Here is an 18,893-nt window from a genome sequence, read left to right as displayed (position 1 = left end):
GCTCCTTAGGGCAACAGACCTTTGACATCAATGGGTTTGGCTTCGTTTTCGGCTTCGCCTTTATCTTTCCCATCAATGGCCATGCCCGCCATCCGGTAAAAGTTGTATTCTGGATATTTACCCGGCCCCGATATCAGCAGATCTTCTTTTTCATAAACTAGATCCTGACGTTTGTAATCGCCCATCTCAAAATCCGGCGTTAGCTGAATAGCGGTGGTCGGGCAGGCTTCCTCACAGAATCCGCAGAAGATACAACGCGAGAAGTTGATACGGAAAAACTCGGGATACCAGCGGCCATCTTTGGTTTCGGCTTTCTGTAACGAGATGCAGCCGACCGGACAGGCTACCGCACACAAGTTGCAAGCCACACAGCGCTCTTCACCATCGGGATCGCGCGTCAGTACGATCCGCCCACGATAGCGTGGCGGCGGATTCACCGGCTCCTCAGGATACATTTTGGTTTCACGCTTTTTAAAAGCGTTTGATCCCACCATACAGATACTGCGTACCTGGGTGCCGAAACCAACCACTAAATCTTTTAATGTCATGGTTTATTCACCCCTTCTCAAGCGTTGTACAAAATGACGGCGGCAGTCGCCAGCAGGTTCAGCAGCGTTATCGGCAGACAGACTTTCCAGCCGAAAGCCATCACCTGGTCATAACGCGGACGGGGCAACGCGGCACGGATCAGAATGAACATCATCATGAAGAAGGCCGTTTTCAGTGCGAACCAGATAAATGGCGGCAACAACGGACCATGCCAGCCGCCGAAGAACAGGGTTACAATCAGCGCGGAAACCGTCACGATACCGATATATTCGCCGACAAAGAACAAACCGAACTTCATGCCGGAATATTCAATGTGATAACCATCAGCCAGTTCCTGCTCTGCTTCCGGCTGGTCAAACGGATGGCGGTGACATACCGCGACACCGGCGATAGCAAACGTAATGAAGCCGAAGAATTGCGGGATCACATTCCACAAATGCGCCTGCGAATCCACAATATCGCGCATATTGAATGAACCGGCCTGCGCCACCACCCCCATCAGGGATAAGCCAAGGAACACTTCATAACTTAAGGTTTGCGCCGACGCACGGACGGCCCCCAGCAATGAGTATTTGTTGTTGCTTGACCAGCCGGCGAACAGCACCGCATAAACCGCCAACCCCGCCATCATCAGGAAAAACAACAGTCCGATGTTCAGGTCGGAAACGCCCCAGGTGGGGCTGACCGGAACAATGGCGAAAGCCAGCAACAATGAGGTAAACGCGATCATTGGCGCCAGAGTGAAGATGACTTTGTCAGTAAACTTCGGCACCCAGTCTTCTTTGAAGAACATTTTGATCATATCGGCGACAAGCTGCAACGAACCTCCCCAACCTACCCGGTTCGGCCCGTAGCGCCCCTGAAACAGCCCCAGCAACTTACGTTCGCCCATACTCATAAATGCCCCGCAGGTCACGACGACCAACAGGATGACGATCGATTTCCCAACTGAACTCAGAATCTCGATAATTTCCGGTGTAAACCAACTCATTGCGCAGCCTCCCGCAGATTTTCAACGGTTGCGCCCACCAGAACCGGGGCGATACCCGGCAATCCAAGCGGTAAACCAACCTGTCCCTGACTCAGTTCAGCACTTAAACGCAGCGGTAAACGCAACGTCTGCCCCTCGCAGGTCAATTCCACCAATGCGCCGGCATTGACGCCGAGCGCCGCCGCATCGGACGGGTTAACCATCACATAGGGTTCCGGCATACGCTGCTGGATCACCGCCGAACGCTGTGACATTTCATCACTGCCGAACAGGTGGTAATAGGGCGCAACCCGCCACTGACCTGACGCGGCGGCAAACGCGGACGGAATAGTATCGAAGTACCCCAGCGAACTTTCACCGGCTTCGATAATACGCACCCCCGGATCGCCGTGGCGCAGATGTCCGCCCACTTCGTCCTGGAATTTGTTCCAGGCCTGCGGCGAGTTCCAGCCTGGCGCCCAGGCAAATGGAATTTGCTGACGTTGTGCGGTCGGACTGTTGTTTCCTTCCATTGAGAAAGCAAACATGGTGTCCGTATCCTGCGGCTGACGCGGTTCATGCACGCTGATATTGGCGCGCATCGCCGTGCGTCCGCTCGAGCGGTTCGGCGAACGGGCCAGTTTCTGTCCACGAATACGGAAAGACGCATCCGGTGCGGCCTGTTTGATCGCCGCCAGTTGCGGTAGCGCGCTAACGCAGGCATCAATCACATGATCAAGCGCAGTCCAGTCAACCTGCTGACTGCTATAGGTAATAAACAGGGAATGCAGCCAACGCCAGCTTCCCAGCATCACGATGTTATCGTTGTAGTAAGCGGGGTCATAAACCTGGAAGAAGCGTTGAGCGCGCCCTTCCTGATTGACCAGCGTTCCATCGCTTTCAGCAAAACTGGCTGATGAGAAAATCAGGCTGGCTTTATCCATAATCGGGGTACGTTGATGATCCAGCACCAACAGATTGGTCGCTTTTTCCAGCGCGGCGTCAACGCGCGCCGCCGACGCATGACGGTAGAGATCGTTCTCCAGCACCACCACACTGTCGGCTTCACCGTTCTCCAATTGAGCAAGCGCCTCATCCAGCGAACCGCCGCCAATCATCGACAGACCGACGCTGTTCGCGGCGGAAGCGACAAACGTAATGCCGACATCCGCACCGCGATTTTTCAGCGCTTTCACCACATTGGCGGCAGCGGCGATCATCTCTTCACTGCCGGAATTGGTGCCTGAAATGATCAACGGTTTCTTCGCCCCGGCCAGCGCCTGCGCAATGATATCGGCCTTCTGCGCCAGATCGGATGCCAGATCGCTCACGCCCGGCGCATTGTCGTCCAGCGCATGGGCGATGGCGAACCCCAGCCGCGCTTGATCGGCGACAGGCGCACGGTAATTCCAGGCGGCAATATCATCCAGACGGGTGCTATCCACGTTAGTGATGAACAACGGATGCTTGGCATGCTGACCGATATTCATGATGGCCGCGATTTGCCAGTCAGCCACTTTCTGCGCCGCCGCCATTTCACGCGCCTTGCCTTTCACCGCCTGACGCACGGCCAGCGCAATACGTGCGCCGGTCTGGGTTAAATCTTCGCCCAGAACCAGAACCGCATCGTAACTCTCTATCTCGCGCAGAGCAGGCGTGCGCACACCGCTTTCGCGCAATACCTTCAGCATCAGTTGCAGACGATTTTGTTCATCCTGCGCGATGCCGGTATAGAAATTCTCCGCTCCCACCAGTTCGCGCAACGCAAAGTTGCTTTCCACACTGGCGCGGGGTGAGCCGATGCCAATGGTTTTCTTCGCCTGACGCAGAGCATCAGCCGCGCTTTGCAGCGCTTGGTCGGCATTCAGCGCAATCCAGTCGTCACCGCGGCGCAGCAGTGGCTGTTGCGGACGATCTTTCAGATTAACGTAACCATAGCCAAAACGACCGCGGTCACATAAGAAGTAGTGGTTTACGCTGCCGTTGAAACGGTTTTCGATGCGCCGTAACTCGCCATAACGCTCGCCGGGGCTGGTGTTGCACCCGATGCTGCACTGTTGGCAGATGCTCGGCGCAAACTGCATATCCCATTTACGGTTATAGCGCTCGGAATGCGTCTTATCGGTAAAGACGCCGGTAGGACAGACTTCAACCAGGTTGCCGGAAAATTCGCTTTCCAACGTACCGTCTTCGGGACGCCCGAAATAGACATTATCATGCGCGCCGTATACGCCGAGATCTTTGCCGTCCGCGTAATCCTTGTAATAACGCACGCAACGATAACAAGCGATACAGCGATTCATTTCGTGAGAAATGAAGGGGCCGAGATCCTGATTGCGGTGAGTACGTTTGGTAAAACGATAGCGACGGAAGTTCTGTCCCGTCATGACCGTCATATCTTGCAGATGACAGTTACCGCCTTCCTCACACACCGGGCAATCGTGCGGGTGATTGGTCATCAGAAATTCAACTATCGTTTTACGGAATAGCTGCGCTTCTTCGTCTTCAATCGCAATAAACGTTCCCTCTGTGGCGGGTGTCATACATGACATCACCAGTCGACCTCGGGTATCCTCCGCGTTCTGATATTGCTTCACCGCACAAAGGCGGCAGGAACCAACGCTTCCCAGCGCCGGGTGCCAGCAAAAGTAAGGAATATCAAGTCCCAGAGACAGACAGGCTTCAAGAAGATTGTCCGCTCCGTTTACTTCATACTCTTTGCCGTCTACATGAATAGTAGCCATAGTCAGCATGCTTCCATAATGGCCCGCGTCGCCACGGGCGCTAATCAAAAATTCTGTTATCGGAGTGGCCTGCTCGCGCCACCCGGCGGATACATTAATTGCATCTCACACTTATCAGGCCCAGTACTTATCAGGCGTCCTGTCACCAACGCGCTTTCAACAAGTTGGGTTGGATCCCGCCAATCGTTTTAAGGTTACCCAGATAATGCGGAGATATTCCCGCCTCAAATTCTTCCCGGAAATATTTAATGGCGCTTTGCAATGGCTCAACCGCGCCCGGCGCATGGGCGCAGAAGGTATTGCCGGGGCCGAGGAAACGGCATAACTGCTCCAGCGTTTCGATGTCGCCCGGTTGCCCTTCCCCACGCTCCAGCGCACGCAGCAGCTTAACGCTCCACGGCAGACCATCGCGGCAAGGCGTACACCAGCCGCAGGACTCGCGTGCGAAAAACTCTTCCAGATTACGAGTGAGTGACACCATGTTGATTTCGTGATCAACCGCCATCGCCAACGCCGTCCCCAGGCGGCTGCCCGCTTTCGCGATGTTCTCGAAATCCATTGGCAGATCGAGGTGGCTTTCCGTCAGAAAATCCGTTCCCGCGCCACCTGGCTGCCAGGCTTTGAGCGTCAACCCATCCCGCATCCCGCCGGCATAATCTTCCAGGATTTCACGGGCGGTCGTGCCGAATGGCAGTTCCCATAAACCGGGATTTTTGACGCGGCCGGAAAACCCCATCAGCTTGGTGCCGGCATCTTTACTCTTGCCCGCCGACAACCCCTGATACCAAGCTGCGCCATGTTCAATGATCGCCGGCACATTACACAGCGTTTCAACGTTGTTTACGCAGGTCGGCTTGCCCCAGGCGCCGGCGGAGGCCGGGAAAGGCGGTTTGGAACGCGGATTGGCGCGGCGGCCTTCCAGCGAGTTGATTAGCGCCGTTTCTTCGCCGCAGATATAACGCCCCGCGCCGGTGTGGACGAACAACTCGAAATCAAATCCGCTGCCAAGAATATTTTTACCCAGCAACCCCGCATCTTTCGCCTCTTCAATCGCACGGCGTAGATTCACCGCCGCCTCGATATACTCGCCGCGCAGGAAGATATAGCCGCGGTAGGCTTTTAACGCAAACGCGCTAATCAGCATGCCTTCCACCAACAGGTGCGGCAGTTGTTCCATCAAAAGGCGGTCTTTATATGTTCCCGGCTCCATTTCATCCGCGTTGCACAGCAGATAACGGATATTCATGCTTTCGTCTTTCGGCATCAGGCTCCATTTCAGCCCGGTCGAAAAACCCGCACCGCCGCGCCCTTTCAGCCCGGCATCTTTAACCAGAGAAACCACCTCATCCTGCGCCATACCATCTAATACTTTTTTCGCACCGGCATAGCCGTTTTTGCTGCGATATTCATCCAACCATACTGGCTGTTTATCGTCACGCAAACGCCAGGTCAGAGGATGCTGCTCAGCAGTCAGGACAATGTTTTTACTCATTGATACTGCTCCAATAACGATTCAATATCTTCAGGCTTCACCTGGCTGTGGGTATCTTCGTCAATCATCATTGACGGCCCCTTGTCGCAGTTCCCCAGACAGCAGGTCGGCAGTAACGTGAAACGTCCGTCAAAAGTCGTCTGGCCCGGCTTGATGCTGAGCTTGCGCTCCAATGCGGCCTGAACGCCCTGGTAGCCATTGATATGGCACACCACGCTGTCGCAATAGCGAATAATGTGACGCCCGACCGGTTGACGGAAAATCTGGCTATAGAATGTCGCCACACCTTCAACATCGCTGGCGGGAATGCCCAGTACATCGGCAATGGCATGGATGGCGCCATCCGGCACCCAACCACGCTGCTTCTGAACGATCTTCAGCGCTTCGATGGAGGCCGCGCGGGCATCTTCATAATGGTGTTTTTCGTGTTCAATCGCGTCACGCTCAGCGTCGCTCAACACAAAAACGTCTTCTTTCGTCAGCGAATCGGCGGCGGGTTGCCCCTGAGCGTCGATATGATCGTGCTTGTTGTTATGATCATGCATAATTAGCGGTCCACATCTGACATGACAAAATCAATACTGCCGAGGTAAACGATCAAGTCGGATACCAGACATCCACGGATGACAGAGGGAATCTGTTGCAGATGCGCGTAACTCGGCGTGCGAATACGGGTACGGTAGCTCATGGTGCCGCCGTCACTGGTCAGGTAGTAGCTATTGATGCCTTTGGTTGCCTCAATCATTTGGAATGATTCATTGGCAGGCATCACCGGCCCCCACGAAACCTGGAGGAAGTGGTTAATCAGGGTATCAATGTGCTGCAAGGTGCGCTCTTTCGGCGGCGGCGTGGTCAGCGGATGATCCGCCTTGAACGGGCCTTCCGGCATGTTATTCAGACATTGTTCCAGAATGCGCAGACTCTGACGCAGTTCTTCGACTTTGAGCATCACACGGCTGTAGCAGTCACTGATCCCATTGCCGACCGGCACTTCAAAGTCATAGTTTTCGTAGCCGGAATACGGACGGCGCTTACGGATGTCAAAATCAATACCAGTGGCGCGCAGCCCCGCGCCGGTAACGCCCCACTCCAATGCTTCTTTCGCATTGTAGGCGGCAACGCCCTGAGTACGGCCTTTCAGAATGGTGTTCTGCAAGGCGGCTTTGACATAGGTATTAAGACGAGCGGGCATCCAGTCGAGGAACTCACGCAGCAGACGCTCCCAGCCACGCGGCAGATCATGCGCCACCCCGCCGATGCGGAACCACGCCGGGTGCATACGAAAACCGGTAATCGCTTCAACCAGATCGTAGATTTTCTGGCGGTCGGTAAAGGCAAAAAACACCGGCGTCATCGCACCGACGTCCTGAATAAAAGTACTGATGTAGAGCAGATGACTATTGATACGGAAGAGTTCGGACAACATGACGCGGATCGTTTTAACGCGATCCGGCACTTCAATGCCGGCCAGTTTTTCTACCGCCAGGACGTAAGGCATCTCATTGACGCAGCCACCCAGATACTCAATGCGGTCGGTATAAGGTATGTAGCTGTGCCAGGACTGACGCTCGCCCATTTTTTCCGCGCCACGATGGTGATAACCCACATCGGGAACGCAATCGAGCACCTCTTCGCCATCCAATTGCAGGATAAGGCGGAAAGCGCCGTGCGACGAGGGATGGTTCGGTCCCATATTGAGGAACATGAAGTCCTCGTTTTCGGTGCCCCGTTTCATCCCCCAGTCTTCAGGTTTAAAGGTCAGCGATTCCATTTCCAAATCCTCTTTCTGCTTGGTCAGCACGAAAGGATCGAATTCGGTGGCGCGCGCCGGATAATCTTTACGCAGCGGATGACCTTCCCAGGTATGCGGCATCATGATGCGCGTCAGATGGGGATGACCGTCAAAGGTCATTCCGAACATTTCCCAGGTTTCCCGCTCATACCAGTTGGCATTGGGGAACAGATTAGTCATGGTCGGCAAGTGCATGTCGCTTTCGACCAGCGCGACTTTCAGCATGATGTCGCGGTTACGTTCGATGGAAATCAAGTGGTAAAAAACAGAAAAATCAGCGACCGGCAAACCTTCACGATGGGTGCGCAGACGTTCGTCCATGCCGTGTAAATCAAACAGCATGACATATGGCTTCGGCTGTTTTTTCAGAAAAGACACAACTTCCAGTAATTGCTCACGTTTAACCCACACAACAGGAACGCCTGTGCGTGTCGCCTGTACAGTAAATGAATCGGGCCCAAAACGGTTACACAGTTCGCCAATGACCGGATCGTCAAGGTGATCGCGGGTTTTCCAAGCTGGCAGAGCGAGATCGTGCGTCGTTAAATCTGTCATAAATAGGTCACCACATTAAATGTGCTATTGCTGTATTTGATACTGGCCGCACACTGTTATCGTGATATTACGCAGCCAGCGTATTCATCTACAGATCAAATCTCATCGGGCGAACGCAGGTTGGTCACTGCGATACGCTCACCGCGTTTACGTTCCTTTTCGGATTGCATATTGGCCCGGTAAACGCCCTGCTCCCCCACCACCCATGACAGAGGGCGGCGTTCTTTACCAATCGACTTTTTTAACAGCAGCAGAGCCTGCATATAAGCTTCAGGACGCGGCGGGCAACCCGGAATATACACATCAACCGGCAGGAATTTATCAACACCCTGAACAACGGAATAGATGTCGTACATGCCGCCGGAGTTGGCGCAGGCGCCCATGGATATCACCCATTTAGGCTCCAGCATCTGTTCATACAAACGCTGGATAACCGGCGCCATTTTGGTGAAGCAGGTGCCGGCCACGACCATAAAGTCGGCCTGACGCGGTGAGGCGCGCAATACTTCGGAACCAAAACGCGCAACGTCATGAACAGCGGTAAACGACGTCACCATTTCAACGTAACAACAGGAAAGACCGAAGTTATACGGCCATAGAGAATGTTTACGGCCCCAGTTCACGGTATCGTGTAATGCATGTTCCAGTTTGCCCATATAGACACTGCGGTGAACATGCTGCTCCAGAGGGTCGGAAACGGTCTCCTGTCGTTGCAGGGGATAACGGTCATTCTCACCGTCCGGCTCTATGCGGGTGAGCGTATAGTCCATCTTAAAATGCCTCGCTGTTACTGCGGATGAGTGTTGGAGATGTTGATCATGTCTGATTTAACGACTTGTCGCTTGGAACGCGCAGGGGTCCAGTCCAACGCCCCGATACGTACCAGATAAATCAAACCCGCCAACAGCACCAAAATGAAAATGGTTGCTTCGATAAAGCCAATCCAGCCGCTCTCTTTGATAGAGACGGCCCAAGCATAGAGATATAAGGCTTCAACATCGAAGATCACAAAAAACATGGCAACCAGATAAAATTTCGCGGACAGGCGCAACCGCGCTGACCCCACCGCATCAATACCCGATTCATAAGGCGTGTTTTTAGCTCTGGCCCTTGCTCTCCCACCCAGCAAGAACCCCCCTGCCAGCATGAAACCGCACAGACCCACGGCAACGATTAGAAATAGTGCAAACGCCCAATGATGGGCGAGGACTTCTGTAGTAGTTGACATACTCTTTGCTTACTCATCAAAAGTGGCGAGTAACACATCTGCTCTTTTTCCGGCAGTTAATACGCCACATCGATTAAAAGGAAGGATTAATAACCATAAGGAAAGCACGGAAACGTATCAGGTAACGGCGTTCAATATGGTTGAGCCCCTAATTTTGCAACCTTTTTACAACCTTACTAAAAATAACAGTACATTACTTTACATGCACGCAGTTTCGTTAACATTTTATGTCCTTATGTTGCGCTAAATCGAGTCAGTCGGACGGTTTGTTAACAATTTGCGACTTGTAACGCAATACAAGTTTGCGAAAGTCACTATATCATTTCCGCAAGGAATGCCCGTTCTCCCATAGGGTTAATAGGGTTATTTTTTGATCCAGCACACATTTTTTTCAATTTAGTTATTAAAAAAATTAGCAGGGTTAACATGAGGTAGGAGGTTAATTTTTGAGACAGGCAATTAAAAAAAAGGAACCGTTGTTTTATAAAAAATAAAAGATCACTCACCGATATCTATGGACTTATCCATCTAGCGAGAATAACGATGAAAAATCGGGATAACGTGCTGGTGTACACGTATCAGCAATCCGTCGCCATGCATCCGGGCGATATCCATGTTGCCCGAATCATGGTCACATTCTGATAGCGTCTTTCAACGATGGAAGTGAAAAGACGTCATGCTTTACGGCTTATTCCTGTACCGTTATCGCCGGAACCACATGCGATTTATTGCCTGACTTAATCACATTGAAAATGGCGGTTGCCAAATCATTTTCATGATGCGGGTTTCTGCACAGAAAATAATGGGTTTCAGGCAGTTTGGGTAATCCTTCCTCCTCCCCCAGCACTTTCAATTCCGGGCTCATCATCTCCACCGAACGCAGCGTCACCCCAAGCCCCGCTTTAACGGCAGCACGCACCGCCGATAATGTGGATGCCTCATAAGAAATCTTCCAAGGTATTCCTGCCGCTTTCAGGCTTTCCAGAGCTAATGTCCGAAAAGGACTCGGTTCATCCAATACCACAAGTGGAATCGGCTCTTCCGGTCTGAATTGATAATCCGCGGCGCAATACCATAATGTTGGCGAACTGCGTAATAAGATATGAGGAAAACCAACGCTATTCATCGTGGTAATCACCAAATCAATTTCGCCCTCATGTAGCATTTCCAACATTTCCGTACTGCGCTTTACACTTACCGCTATTGATAATTTGGGAAAAACAGAAGTCACCCGATGCAGAATATAAGGGAGAATGGTATCAGCAGTGTCATCAGAGGCGCCGATCATCAATGTTCCCTGAATATCGCTATACATTAATGAAGTACAAGCTTCATCATTGAATTGCAATATTTTTCTGGCGTATCCCAAAAACTGGATACCATGTTCGGTTAACTGTTTATTACGCCCATGCCGGGCAAACAACTCCTTTCCGATGAGTTGCTCCAAACGTTGCATTTGCTGGCTGACAGCCGATTGTGTCCGGCTTACAGCAACTGCGGCGGCGGCAAAGGTGTTTAAATCCGCAACAGCGACAAACGTTCTCAATAGATCAAGATCGAGATTAAGTACTGGTCGATTTGCATTGGTCATACGATTTTCACTTATCTATTTTAATTTTTAACAAAGCATTCCTGGTGTTTTATTACATGTTGGGAACAGCCCATACATTTGAAGACACTATCGCAGACGCACCATAAGGGCAAAAAAAATACTTATATTTCGTTACTCCTATCGTCTTTTTCAATTGATGGATGGTCTTTATTTTTAATGACTCACCCACTTTGATGCTTACAAAATAAAAAACATCTTCTTTTTTCACTCTGTAAAATAAAGAATTCCCGTTATTTAAAATATCCTGGAACCGGTTGTCTGAGAGAAAAGATTTTTAGTCCGTCTAAAACCTGTCTCCAGACTTACCTTATCTCACCCTCGAACCAGCACGCAACACCATAGTGCAATAGCGCTGATATTTGCAGATAAAGCGATAAACATTCTTCAAAAGGCACTACAGGAGGAGTACATTAAGCCGGTTATGCTATTCCACCCAGGAATACGCTTTCCCGCAAAAGGTTTGTGATATTTATGTCCCCGATTGAAAAATCCAAGAAACTGGAGAATGTTTGCTATGACATCCGTGGTCCAGTTCTGAAGGAAGCCAAACGACTTGAAGAAGAAGGCAACAAAGTCCTCAAACTGAACATTGGCAATCCAGCGCCTTTCGGCTTTGAAGCCCCGGATGAAATCCTCGTTGACGTTATCCGCAATTTGCCGACAGCGCAAGGGTACTGTGACTCAAAAGGTCTGTATTCGGCGCGTAAAGCCATCATCCAGCACTATCAAGCCAGGGATATGCGCGATCTCACGGTAGAAGACGTATATATCGGCAACGGGGTTTCCGAACTGATTGTGCAATCCATGCAGGCGCTACTGAACAGTGGCGACGAGATGTTGGTCCCAGCGCCGGACTATCCACTGTGGACCGCAGCCGTATCCCTTTCCAACGGGCATGCCGTGCATTATCTCTGCGATGAGCAAGCGGACTGGTTTCCCGATTTGGATGACATTCGCCAAAAAATCACGCCGCGTACCCGTGGTATTGTCATCATCAATCCCAATAACCCGACCGGCGCAGTATATAGCAAAGCATTGCTGCTTGAAATCGTGGCTATCGCCCGCGAACATAACCTGATTATCTTCGCTGACGAAATCTATGACAAAATTCTCTATGATGATGCTCAACACCATTCTATCGCGGCGTTGGCGCCCGACCTGCTGACCGTCACTTTTAACGGCTTGTCAAAAACCTACCGGGTCGCTGGTTTCCGTCAAGGTTGGATGGTATTGAATGGTCCGAAAAAGCATGCCAAAGGTTACATTGAAGGGTTGGAAATGCTCGCATCAATGCGGCTGTGCGCCAACGTACCGATGCAGCACGCCATTCAAACCGCGCTTGGCGGTTATCAGAGCATCAGCGAATTTATCCAACCCGGCGGGCGATTGTATGAACAGCGTCATCGCGCATGGGAACTGCTCAATCAAATCCCCGGCGTATCCTGCGTCAAACCCAGCGGCGCACTCTATCTGTTCCCACGTATTGATGCTAAACGTTTTAATATCCATGACGATCAGAAGCTGGTTCTAGATCTGCTGTTGCAGGAGAAAGTGCTGCTGGTGCAGGGAACCGCGTTCAATTGGCCTTATCCTGATCATGTGCGTATCGTGACGTTGCCGCGTATCGACGAACTGGACATGGCCATCCATAAACTCGGACGCTTTCTGGAAGGTTATCATCAATAACCATAGCTCATCGCCGGACAGTGCGCTGTCCGGCGATAGTTTGTCTGGTGATAGTTTGCTGATTGCATAATCGCGCCCAAGTGCTCACAATGGATTCTCATCGTGCTGTTGTCTGAGAGATGTCATGAATCAGAGTCACTTTTTTGCTCATTTATCCCGCCTGAAGCTTATCAGTCGCTGGCCGCTGATGCGAAACGTTCGCACAGAAAATGTCTCTGAACATAGTTTGCAGGTAGCCTTTGTCGCCCATGCGCTGGCCGTGATTAAAAACCGCAAGTTCAATGGCGCCTTGAATGCGGAACGGATTGCTCTGCTGGCGATGTACCACGATGCCAGCGAGGTGTTGACCGGGGATATGCCGACGCCAATCAAGTATTACAATGCGCAGATTGCTCATGAATACAAAAAAATTGAGAAGATCGCACAGCAAAAACTGATCGCCATGTTGCCGGAAGAATTACAGCAGGATTACCGAACGCTGCTGGATGAACAACATATGAGCGAGCACGAACGGGCGATTGTCAAACAGGCCGATGCGCTTTGCGCCTATCTGAAGTGTCTGGAAGAACTGTCCGCGGGCAACACGGAATTTACGCTAGCTAAAGCCCGGTTAGAGAAAACCTTGCAGCTACGACACAGCCCGGAAATGGACTATTTTATGAACGTATTCATTCCGAGCTTCAGCCTGTCTCTGGATGAAATCAGCCAGGACTCCCCGCTGTAACCTTATTGTATTGATCCCCATTACGCGAAGCCTGATTATACCTTTCCGATAAAGGAAGATCAGAAAGGGTATAGCCACGGCACCATCATCACGCTGACAATCATCACCAGGATGGTGAACGGCACCCCAATGCGGATGAAATCGCCAAATTTGTACCCCCCTGGCACCAGCACCAGCGTATTGACTGGCGATGACACCGGAGTCATAAATGCCGCGGAAGCGGCTATAGCAATAATCATGGCGAACGGATAAGGCGAAACCTCCATCTGTTTCGCGGCGGCGATCGCAATCGGCGCCATTAACACCGCCGTCGCCGTATTTGAGATAAATAACCCGATAACCGCACAAAGTATAAACAGACAAACCAGCATAACATGAGGCCCCGCCGCGCCAGCAACATCCATCAATCCATTAACGATCAATGTCACACCACCGGTTTGCTGCAAAGCGAGTGCAAACGGCATCATGCCCACAATAAGGATAATACTGGGCCAGTGGATCGCACGATAGGCGGCTTCCATATCAATGCAGCGGAACTTACCCATCAATAAACAGGCGATCAACGCCGCAATCGCATTAGGTATTTCATCCGTCAACATCATGGCGACCATCAGCGCGAGACAAAATAATGCATGGGGCGCCTGACTGACCGCCGAGGCGACATCGTCCACTTCCGCAGGTAAACTCAACAATAGGAAGTCGTTTTTCTGCGCATGTAATTGCCGGATCATTCGCCAGTCGCCAATAACCAGCAAGATATCGCCGAGTTGCAGTTGCTCATCCGCCAGAATCCCTTCCATTGTTTCCCCATCACGGCGAATGCCAACCACGCTCAAACCATAACGACTGCGGAATCCCACCTCATAGAGCGTTTTTCCCAGCAGTTCGGAATCAGGAATCAAGGACACTTCCGCCATACCGACATCACGCGCCTGCTCTGAGAAATACTCCCCGCGCAGCACCATCGGTTCCAGATGCTGTGAAGTACAGAATTCACGTAGATCAATGTCCGACGTCGACATATCGATCAACAGAACATCATTCAGATAAAGCTCGGTATTGCCCGCCACGCTGACCATCACACGGCGGAACTTCCGCCAGCGCTCAATCCCGACAATATTGGCGCCATAACGCTGACGCAAGCGCAGATCGTCCAGACGATGGCCAATCAGCGGGGAGCCGGGAAGGATCGCCAGGCGGCGCGCCCTGCCCGTCAGCTTGTAATCTCGAATCAGGTCACGGAATGTTTTTCTTTTCCAAGCTTCTTTAGACGCTGCCGTTTCCGCACTGCCAAGCCAATAGCGCGCCACCATCATGTAGAGCACGCCAATCAATAAAACCACCATGCCGATTGGCGTCATGCTGAAAAACCCAAATCCTTCGATGCCTTCGCGCACCAACTCGCTGCTGACCACCATATTGGGCGGTGTGGCCACCAGCGTCATCATTCCGCTGATGAGTCCGGCAAAGCTCAACGGCATCATCAATCTTCCCGGTGATGTTTTCATCCGGGAGGAAACGCTCAGTACGACAGGAATAAAGATTGCCACCACGCCGGTTGAGCTCATAAATGCGCCCAACATGGCAACCGTCACCATCAGCAATACCAACATTTTAATTTCACTACTGCCCGCGGCCCGTACAAGCCAGTCGCCCACCTGGTAGGCAATGCCGGTACGCACTAACCCTTCGCCAATAACAAACAGTGCGGCAATCAGGATCACATTAGGATCGCTGAAGCCCACCAGAGCCTGAGGCAATGTCAGCGTTCCACTCAAAACAAAAGCGATAATGACCAATAGCGCAACGACATCCATGCGTAATTTATTGGTGGTAAACAACACAATGGCGATCAGCAACAGGGATAAGACCCAGAGAAGTTCGCTATTCAATACGGTTCCCCTGACGCAAAGTATTCATTGATAGGAATAGAAGCAAAATGCCCGAAAACATGGATGCACTGTTGTCTATTTCAACGCCGCTTTTTAATGCCGTTTTGCTGCTGCCCGTATGGGTGACGGACAGAGAGAGTCTGCCATAAAAAAACCTCGCGGATGCGAGGTTTGATCATCTTTAGTCACACTTTTGTCAGTCAATTACAAAAACTTATTGATTATGAATGATGATCGCCGTGTGCTCAGATTTTTCAATGAGGATCTGTTCCAGTGAATCCAAAACCAAGGCAACCTGATCCAGTTTCGGCGTATCCGAGGGAGATTTTACCGCAATAACCTGACACCCCGCGGCCAGCCCGGACAATATCCCCGCCGGCGCATCTTCGATCACCACACACTCTGCGGGTTGCAGGCCCAATTGCCGGGCGCCAAGCAAATAGGCGTCAGGATACGGCTTTCCCCTGGCAACCTGTTCCGCGGTAATAAACGCGCGCGGGGCGGGCAATCCGGCGGCCCGGTGACGCGCACTGGCAATCGGCACCGTCCCCGATGTGACTATCGCCCACGGAATGTCCAGTTCATCCAATCGCGCCAACAAGACTTTCGCCCCTAGCATTTCGACCACGCCCTGCGTATCTGAGGCCTCAATTTTTTCCAGCGCATCGAACTCTTGCTGAATCGTCTCTTCGCTCTGTCCCTGAAGGAAATGACGCAGAGAAGTGATCGCCTGCTTGCCGTGAATAAAATCCAGCACTTCCTTTGGCGCGATACGATGGGCCTTTGCCCAGTTAGCCCACGCGCGCTCAACGGTGGGTAACGAATCAACCAGCGTACCATCCAGGTCGAACAGAAAACCTTTACACTCCACAGAAAGCCCCTTTGCTCAGAATCAGGCGTTGATAATTTGTGTGATTTCGACCGCACTCAAATGGTATTGACGCGGACAAGACTGCCAGATAGCCAACATACGAATATATTTGTCCCACATCTTGGTCTGGGCGTTAAAACCATGCGTACCCGCATCAAAATGCGGATAACGTCCTTCCAGGTGCACCATAAAGCGAACAAAACCGAGAAAGCGCGCTTCCGTCGCCGCATCAAATCCCAGAAACATTAAACGGCGTTGATCCAGATCCTGTTTATCTTTCAGATTATCCCATGACACCTGCAAAGCATGGTGCATTTCCATGATATTGATAATCGTGCGGCACACCTCTTCGCTCAATTCACCGAACTCACGATCTAATTCACGCATTTGTAAACCATAACCCCGTTCGATAATGGTTTGCAGACGGCGATAACGCTCCGCGTTTTCGGGATCAAGCATGGTCATCATTTTATATTGATTTGAAAGGATCAATCTCTGGGCATTCGTCATTTCCATGGTGTTCTCCTGAACTTCATCCGGCGTACCGCCGATTACTCTGTTACTAACGGCACAATCGCATACTGAATCGTTTCGGGATAGCGTTAGCGGACTGTTTTTTGATTTAAAACAGCAGGAAGGAGAAAAATCATCATCCTCGCGCACCCGATGTTGGATTCAGATCACAGATCGTCCAAAAAGATTTTATCAAGCTGTTTGAACGCCCGCTTCAGCACATCGGCTAGCGACTGGTAAGTCGGCGCTTCCTCCAGCGGTGCCAGCGCCATACCGGACTCAAGCAGCTTATGGCGGATATCATGGAACCAGTTCAATAGCGCAGGCGGCAGCGGCGTCACGGAACGGCGTCCCAGCCACCACAAGCCCTGCATCGGCAAGCTACAGGCAAATAACGTGGTGGCGATGGCCGGACCAAGCTGCCCGTCGAGGGCAATCTGCCAGGTCAGGGTAAACACCGCCAGCGGCGGCATAAAGCGAATGGCAAACTGTGTTGCGCGAGCGACACGGTTTTCAGGAAAGACGGGCGCCAGACGCTTATCGGCGGGCCACGTTTTCATATAATGCTGCCCACGTTGGAGTAACTGTAGCCAACTGATTCTACCGCTAGGTTTCGTTGCCATAGTTACACCTCAACTTTAAAGATAAAAAATAAAACTTTTGCACAAATCAACAACTCAATTTGACAAGATTAAAATATATTTTGTGTTTGCCTTACGCTATCGGTATTCTAGAACGGCCTTTTTGCCGCTATATATACTAAAGTAGTATGACTACACGCAGGGAGTCCGCTCCCTCGATACAATAAGCGTCGCCAACAGCCACAACGCGGTTATTTCATCGCTTTAATAAGCTGCGGCTTTATAGCGTCGGTGTCATGAACAGTATACTGTTCATTCAGTATCATGAATGTGCGATATCGACACTTTTTCATCGTCATATCCGGTGTATTACACCAAGGTATGATGTTAATCATAAATGCCAACAGCGGTATGCGATACGCTGCCTTGATGTGGCATTTTTTTCACCATGTATAACAAGTAGGTACTTCCATGTCGAGTAAGTTAGTACTGGTTCTTAACTGTGGTAGTTCATCCCTGAAGTTCGCCGTCATCGATGCTGTTAACGGGGAAGAATACCTGTCCGGTTTAGCCGAATGTTTCCATCTCCCCGAAACCCGCATCAAATGGAAGATGGATGGCAACAAACAAGAAGCTGAATTAGGTGCTGGCGCAGCTCACAGCGAAGCCCTGAATTTCATCGTTAGCAACATTCTGGCGCAAAAACCAGAACTGTCCGCACAACTGGTTGCCATCGGTCACCGTATCGTTCATGGCGGCGAGAAATTCACTCAGTCCGCGATTATCAACGCTGACGTTCTTCAAGGTATCAAAGATTCCATACCTTTTGCACCTTTGCATAACCCGGCTCACCTGATCGGTATCGACGAAGCGCTGAAATCTTTCCCGAAACTGGCTGATAAGAACGTGGCTGTCTTCGACACCGCTTTCCATCAGACCATGCCGGAAGAATCCTATCTTTATGCGCTGCCGTACAACCTCTATAAAGAACATCATATCCGTCGCTACGGCGCACACGGCACCAGCCATTATTTCGTGACCCAGCAAGCGGCGGAAATTCTGAACAAACCGGTTGATGAACTGAATATCATTACTTGCCATCTGGGTAATGGTGGTTCAGTGGCGGCGGTGCGTAACGGCAAATGCGTCGACACCTCAATGGGTCTGACGCCGCTGGAAGGTCTGGTGATGGGTACGCGCAGCGGCGATATCGATCCGGCGATCGTTTTCCACTTGCATGATTCACTGGGCATGAGCGTTGACGCCATCAATAAACTGCTGACCAAAGAATCCGGTCTGCTGGGCCTGACTGAAGTCACCAGCGATTGCCGCTATGTTGAAGACAATTATCAGACCAAAGAAGACGCCAAACGTGCAATGGACGTTTACTGCCATCGTCTGGCTAAATACATCGGTTCTTACAGCGCCCTGATGGAAGGTCGTCTGGATGCGGTGGTGTTCACCGGCGGTATCGGTGAAAATGCGGCGATGGTGCGTGAACTGACGCTGAAAAAACTGGGTCTGCTGGGCTTTGACGTCGATCACGAACGTAACCTGGCCGCTCGTTTCGGTAAAGGCGGCAATATCGCGAAAGATGGTTCCCGTCCGGCGCTGGTCATTCCGACCAATGAAGAATTGGTTATCGCTCAAGACGCCCTCCGTCTGACAGCATAAAAATGAACGT

The 18,893-nt window shown here is 51.3% G+C and carries 16 protein-coding genes; 3 read left to right on the top strand and 13 right to left on the bottom strand.

Annotated features, from left to right (window positions below; genetic code table 11):
* Positions 1-5: 5 nt before the first annotated feature.
* From nuoI to lrhA, 9 genes are all read right to left on the bottom strand, one after another.
* Positions 6-548 (bottom strand): NADH-quinone oxidoreductase subunit NuoI, encoded by a 543-nt coding sequence (nuoI, locus tag DES54_RS02790; protein WP_113865099.1) that lies wholly within the window; start codon positions 546-548, stop codon positions 6-8.
* Positions 549-565: 17 nt separating this feature from the next.
* Complete coding sequence (gene nuoH / locus DES54_RS02785; RefSeq protein ID WP_113865098.1) at positions 566-1,540, bottom strand: NADH-quinone oxidoreductase subunit NuoH; 975 nt, start codon at positions 1,538-1,540, stop codon at positions 566-568.
* Positions 1,537-4,263 carry an NADH-quinone oxidoreductase subunit NuoG gene (gene nuoG / locus DES54_RS02780; protein ID WP_113865097.1) on the bottom strand — a complete coding sequence of 909 codons (2,727 nt, stop codon included), beginning with the start codon at positions 4,261-4,263 and terminating at the stop codon, positions 1,537-1,539. The genes nuoH and nuoG overlap by 4 nt, the downstream gene beginning before the upstream one ends.
* Positions 4,264-4,405: 142 nt before the next feature.
* The gene (gene nuoF / locus DES54_RS02775; protein ID WP_113865096.1) at positions 4,406-5,755 is read right to left on the bottom strand and encodes an NADH-quinone oxidoreductase subunit NuoF; all 1,350 of its coding nucleotides are present in this window, start codon (positions 5,753-5,755) and stop codon (positions 4,406-4,408) included.
* The gene (nuoE, locus tag DES54_RS02770) at positions 5,752-6,300 is read right to left on the bottom strand and encodes an NADH-quinone oxidoreductase subunit NuoE (protein ID WP_113865095.1); all 549 of its coding nucleotides are present in this window, start codon (positions 6,298-6,300) and stop codon (positions 5,752-5,754) included. The genes nuoF and nuoE overlap by 4 nt, the downstream gene beginning before the upstream one ends.
* A gap of 2 nt (positions 6,301-6,302) precedes the next feature.
* Positions 6,303-8,102 (bottom strand): NADH-quinone oxidoreductase subunit C/D, encoded by a 1,800-nt coding sequence (gene nuoC, locus DES54_RS02765; protein ID WP_113865094.1) that lies wholly within the window; start codon positions 8,100-8,102, stop codon positions 6,303-6,305.
* Positions 8,103-8,197: 95 nt separating this feature from the next.
* Entirely contained in the window at positions 8,198-8,872 is a 675-nt protein-coding gene (locus DES54_RS02760) for a NuoB/complex I 20 kDa subunit family protein (protein WP_113865093.1), read from the bottom strand.
* Between the two features lie 17 nt (positions 8,873-8,889).
* Positions 8,890-9,330, bottom strand: a complete 441-nt coding sequence (locus DES54_RS02755) for an NADH-quinone oxidoreductase subunit A (protein ID WP_113865092.1) — start codon at positions 9,328-9,330, stop codon at positions 8,890-8,892.
* A gap of 688 nt (positions 9,331-10,018) precedes the next feature.
* The gene (lrhA, locus tag DES54_RS02750; protein WP_113865091.1) at positions 10,019-10,921 is read right to left on the bottom strand and encodes a transcriptional regulator LrhA; all 903 of its coding nucleotides are present in this window, start codon (positions 10,919-10,921) and stop codon (positions 10,019-10,021) included.
* A 492-nt stretch (positions 10,922-11,413) separates the two neighbouring features.
* On the opposite strand from lrhA, the gene DES54_RS02745 reads away from it, so the two are divergent.
* Both DES54_RS02745 and yfbR read left to right on the top strand, forming a co-directional pair.
* Positions 11,414-12,628: a pyridoxal phosphate-dependent aminotransferase gene (locus tag DES54_RS02745; RefSeq protein ID WP_113865090.1), complete on the top strand. Its 1,215-nt coding sequence runs from the start codon at positions 11,414-11,416 to the stop codon at positions 12,626-12,628.
* Positions 12,629-12,752: 124 nt separating this feature from the next.
* Positions 12,753-13,352, top strand: coding sequence for a 5'-deoxynucleotidase (gene yfbR, locus DES54_RS02740; RefSeq protein WP_113865089.1), 600 nt, complete (start codon positions 12,753-12,755; stop codon positions 13,350-13,352).
* Positions 13,353-13,411: 59 nt separating this feature from the next.
* Here yfbR and DES54_RS02735 read toward each other — a convergent pair whose 3' ends face one another.
* The 4 genes from DES54_RS02735 to yfbV form a co-directional block, all read right to left on the bottom strand.
* On the bottom strand, positions 13,412-15,244 hold the full coding sequence (locus DES54_RS02735; protein ID WP_113865088.1) for an SLC13 family permease: 1,833 nt from the start codon (positions 15,242-15,244) through the stop codon (positions 13,412-13,414).
* A gap of 214 nt (positions 15,245-15,458) precedes the next feature.
* A complete protein-coding gene (locus tag DES54_RS02730) occupies positions 15,459-16,115 on the bottom strand; it encodes a sugar phosphatase (protein WP_113865087.1) in 657 nt (218 codons plus the stop codon).
* Positions 16,116-16,136: 21 nt separating this feature from the next.
* Entirely contained in the window at positions 16,137-16,631 is a 495-nt protein-coding gene (locus DES54_RS02725; RefSeq protein WP_113865086.1) for a YfbU family protein, read from the bottom strand.
* A gap of 164 nt (positions 16,632-16,795) precedes the next feature.
* Positions 16,796-17,251 carry a terminus macrodomain insulation protein YfbV gene (yfbV, locus tag DES54_RS02720; protein ID WP_113865085.1) on the bottom strand — a complete coding sequence of 152 codons (456 nt, stop codon included), beginning with the start codon at positions 17,249-17,251 and terminating at the stop codon, positions 16,796-16,798.
* 429 nt (positions 17,252-17,680) lie between these two features.
* Here yfbV and ackA point away from each other — a divergent pair, with 429 nt between their 5' ends.
* The gene (ackA, locus tag DES54_RS02715) at positions 17,681-18,883 is read left to right on the top strand and encodes an acetate kinase (RefSeq protein ID WP_113865084.1); all 1,203 of its coding nucleotides are present in this window, start codon (positions 17,681-17,683) and stop codon (positions 18,881-18,883) included.
* The last annotated feature ends 10 nt before the right edge of the window (positions 18,884-18,893 follow it).

Origin of the sequence: Brenneria salicis ATCC 15712 = DSM 30166 (assembly GCF_003315515.1) — a bacterium.
Classification (GTDB): domain Bacteria; phylum Pseudomonadota; class Gammaproteobacteria; order Enterobacterales; family Enterobacteriaceae; genus Brenneria; species Brenneria salicis.
Note: the sequence above shows the minus strand (reverse complement) of the source record. Positions and strands in the feature narration are given on the sequence as shown.

Coding starts and splice junctions, on each gene's coding strand:
- nuoF (WP_113865096.1), bottom strand. CDS start 5,755: ATGAGTAAAAACATTGTCCTGACTGCTGAGCAGCATCCTCTGACCTGG.
- DES54_RS02725 (WP_113865086.1), bottom strand. CDS start 16,631: ATGGAAATGACGAATGCCCAGAGATTGATCCTTTCAAATCAATATAAA.
- yfbV (WP_113865085.1), bottom strand. CDS start 17,251: ATGGCAACGAAACCTAGCGGTAGAATCAGTTGGCTACAGTTACTCCAA.
- nuoH (WP_113865098.1), bottom strand. CDS start 1,540: ATGAGTTGGTTTACACCGGAAATTATCGAGATTCTGAGTTCAGTTGGG.
- DES54_RS02745 (WP_113865090.1), top strand. CDS start 11,414: ATGTCCCCGATTGAAAAATCCAAGAAACTGGAGAATGTTTGCTATGAC.
- lrhA (WP_113865091.1), bottom strand. CDS start 10,921: ATGACCAATGCAAATCGACCAGTACTTAATCTCGATCTTGATCTATTG.
- DES54_RS02760 (WP_113865093.1), bottom strand. CDS start 8,872: ATGGACTATACGCTCACCCGCATAGAGCCGGACGGTGAGAATGACCGT.
- nuoC (WP_113865094.1), bottom strand. CDS start 8,102: ATGACAGATTTAACGACGCACGATCTCGCTCTGCCAGCTTGGAAAACC.
- yfbR (WP_113865089.1), top strand. CDS start 12,753: ATGAATCAGAGTCACTTTTTTGCTCATTTATCCCGCCTGAAGCTTATC.
- nuoG (WP_113865097.1), bottom strand. CDS start 4,263: ATGGCTACTATTCATGTAGACGGCAAAGAGTATGAAGTAAACGGAGCG.
- nuoE (WP_113865095.1), bottom strand. CDS start 6,300: ATGCATGATCATAACAACAAGCACGATCATATCGACGCTCAGGGGCAA.
- DES54_RS02755 (WP_113865092.1), bottom strand. CDS start 9,330: ATGTCAACTACTACAGAAGTCCTCGCCCATCATTGGGCGTTTGCACTA.
- nuoI (WP_113865099.1), bottom strand. CDS start 548: ATGACATTAAAAGATTTAGTGGTTGGTTTCGGCACCCAGGTACGCAGT.
- ackA (WP_113865084.1), top strand. CDS start 17,681: ATGTCGAGTAAGTTAGTACTGGTTCTTAACTGTGGTAGTTCATCCCTG.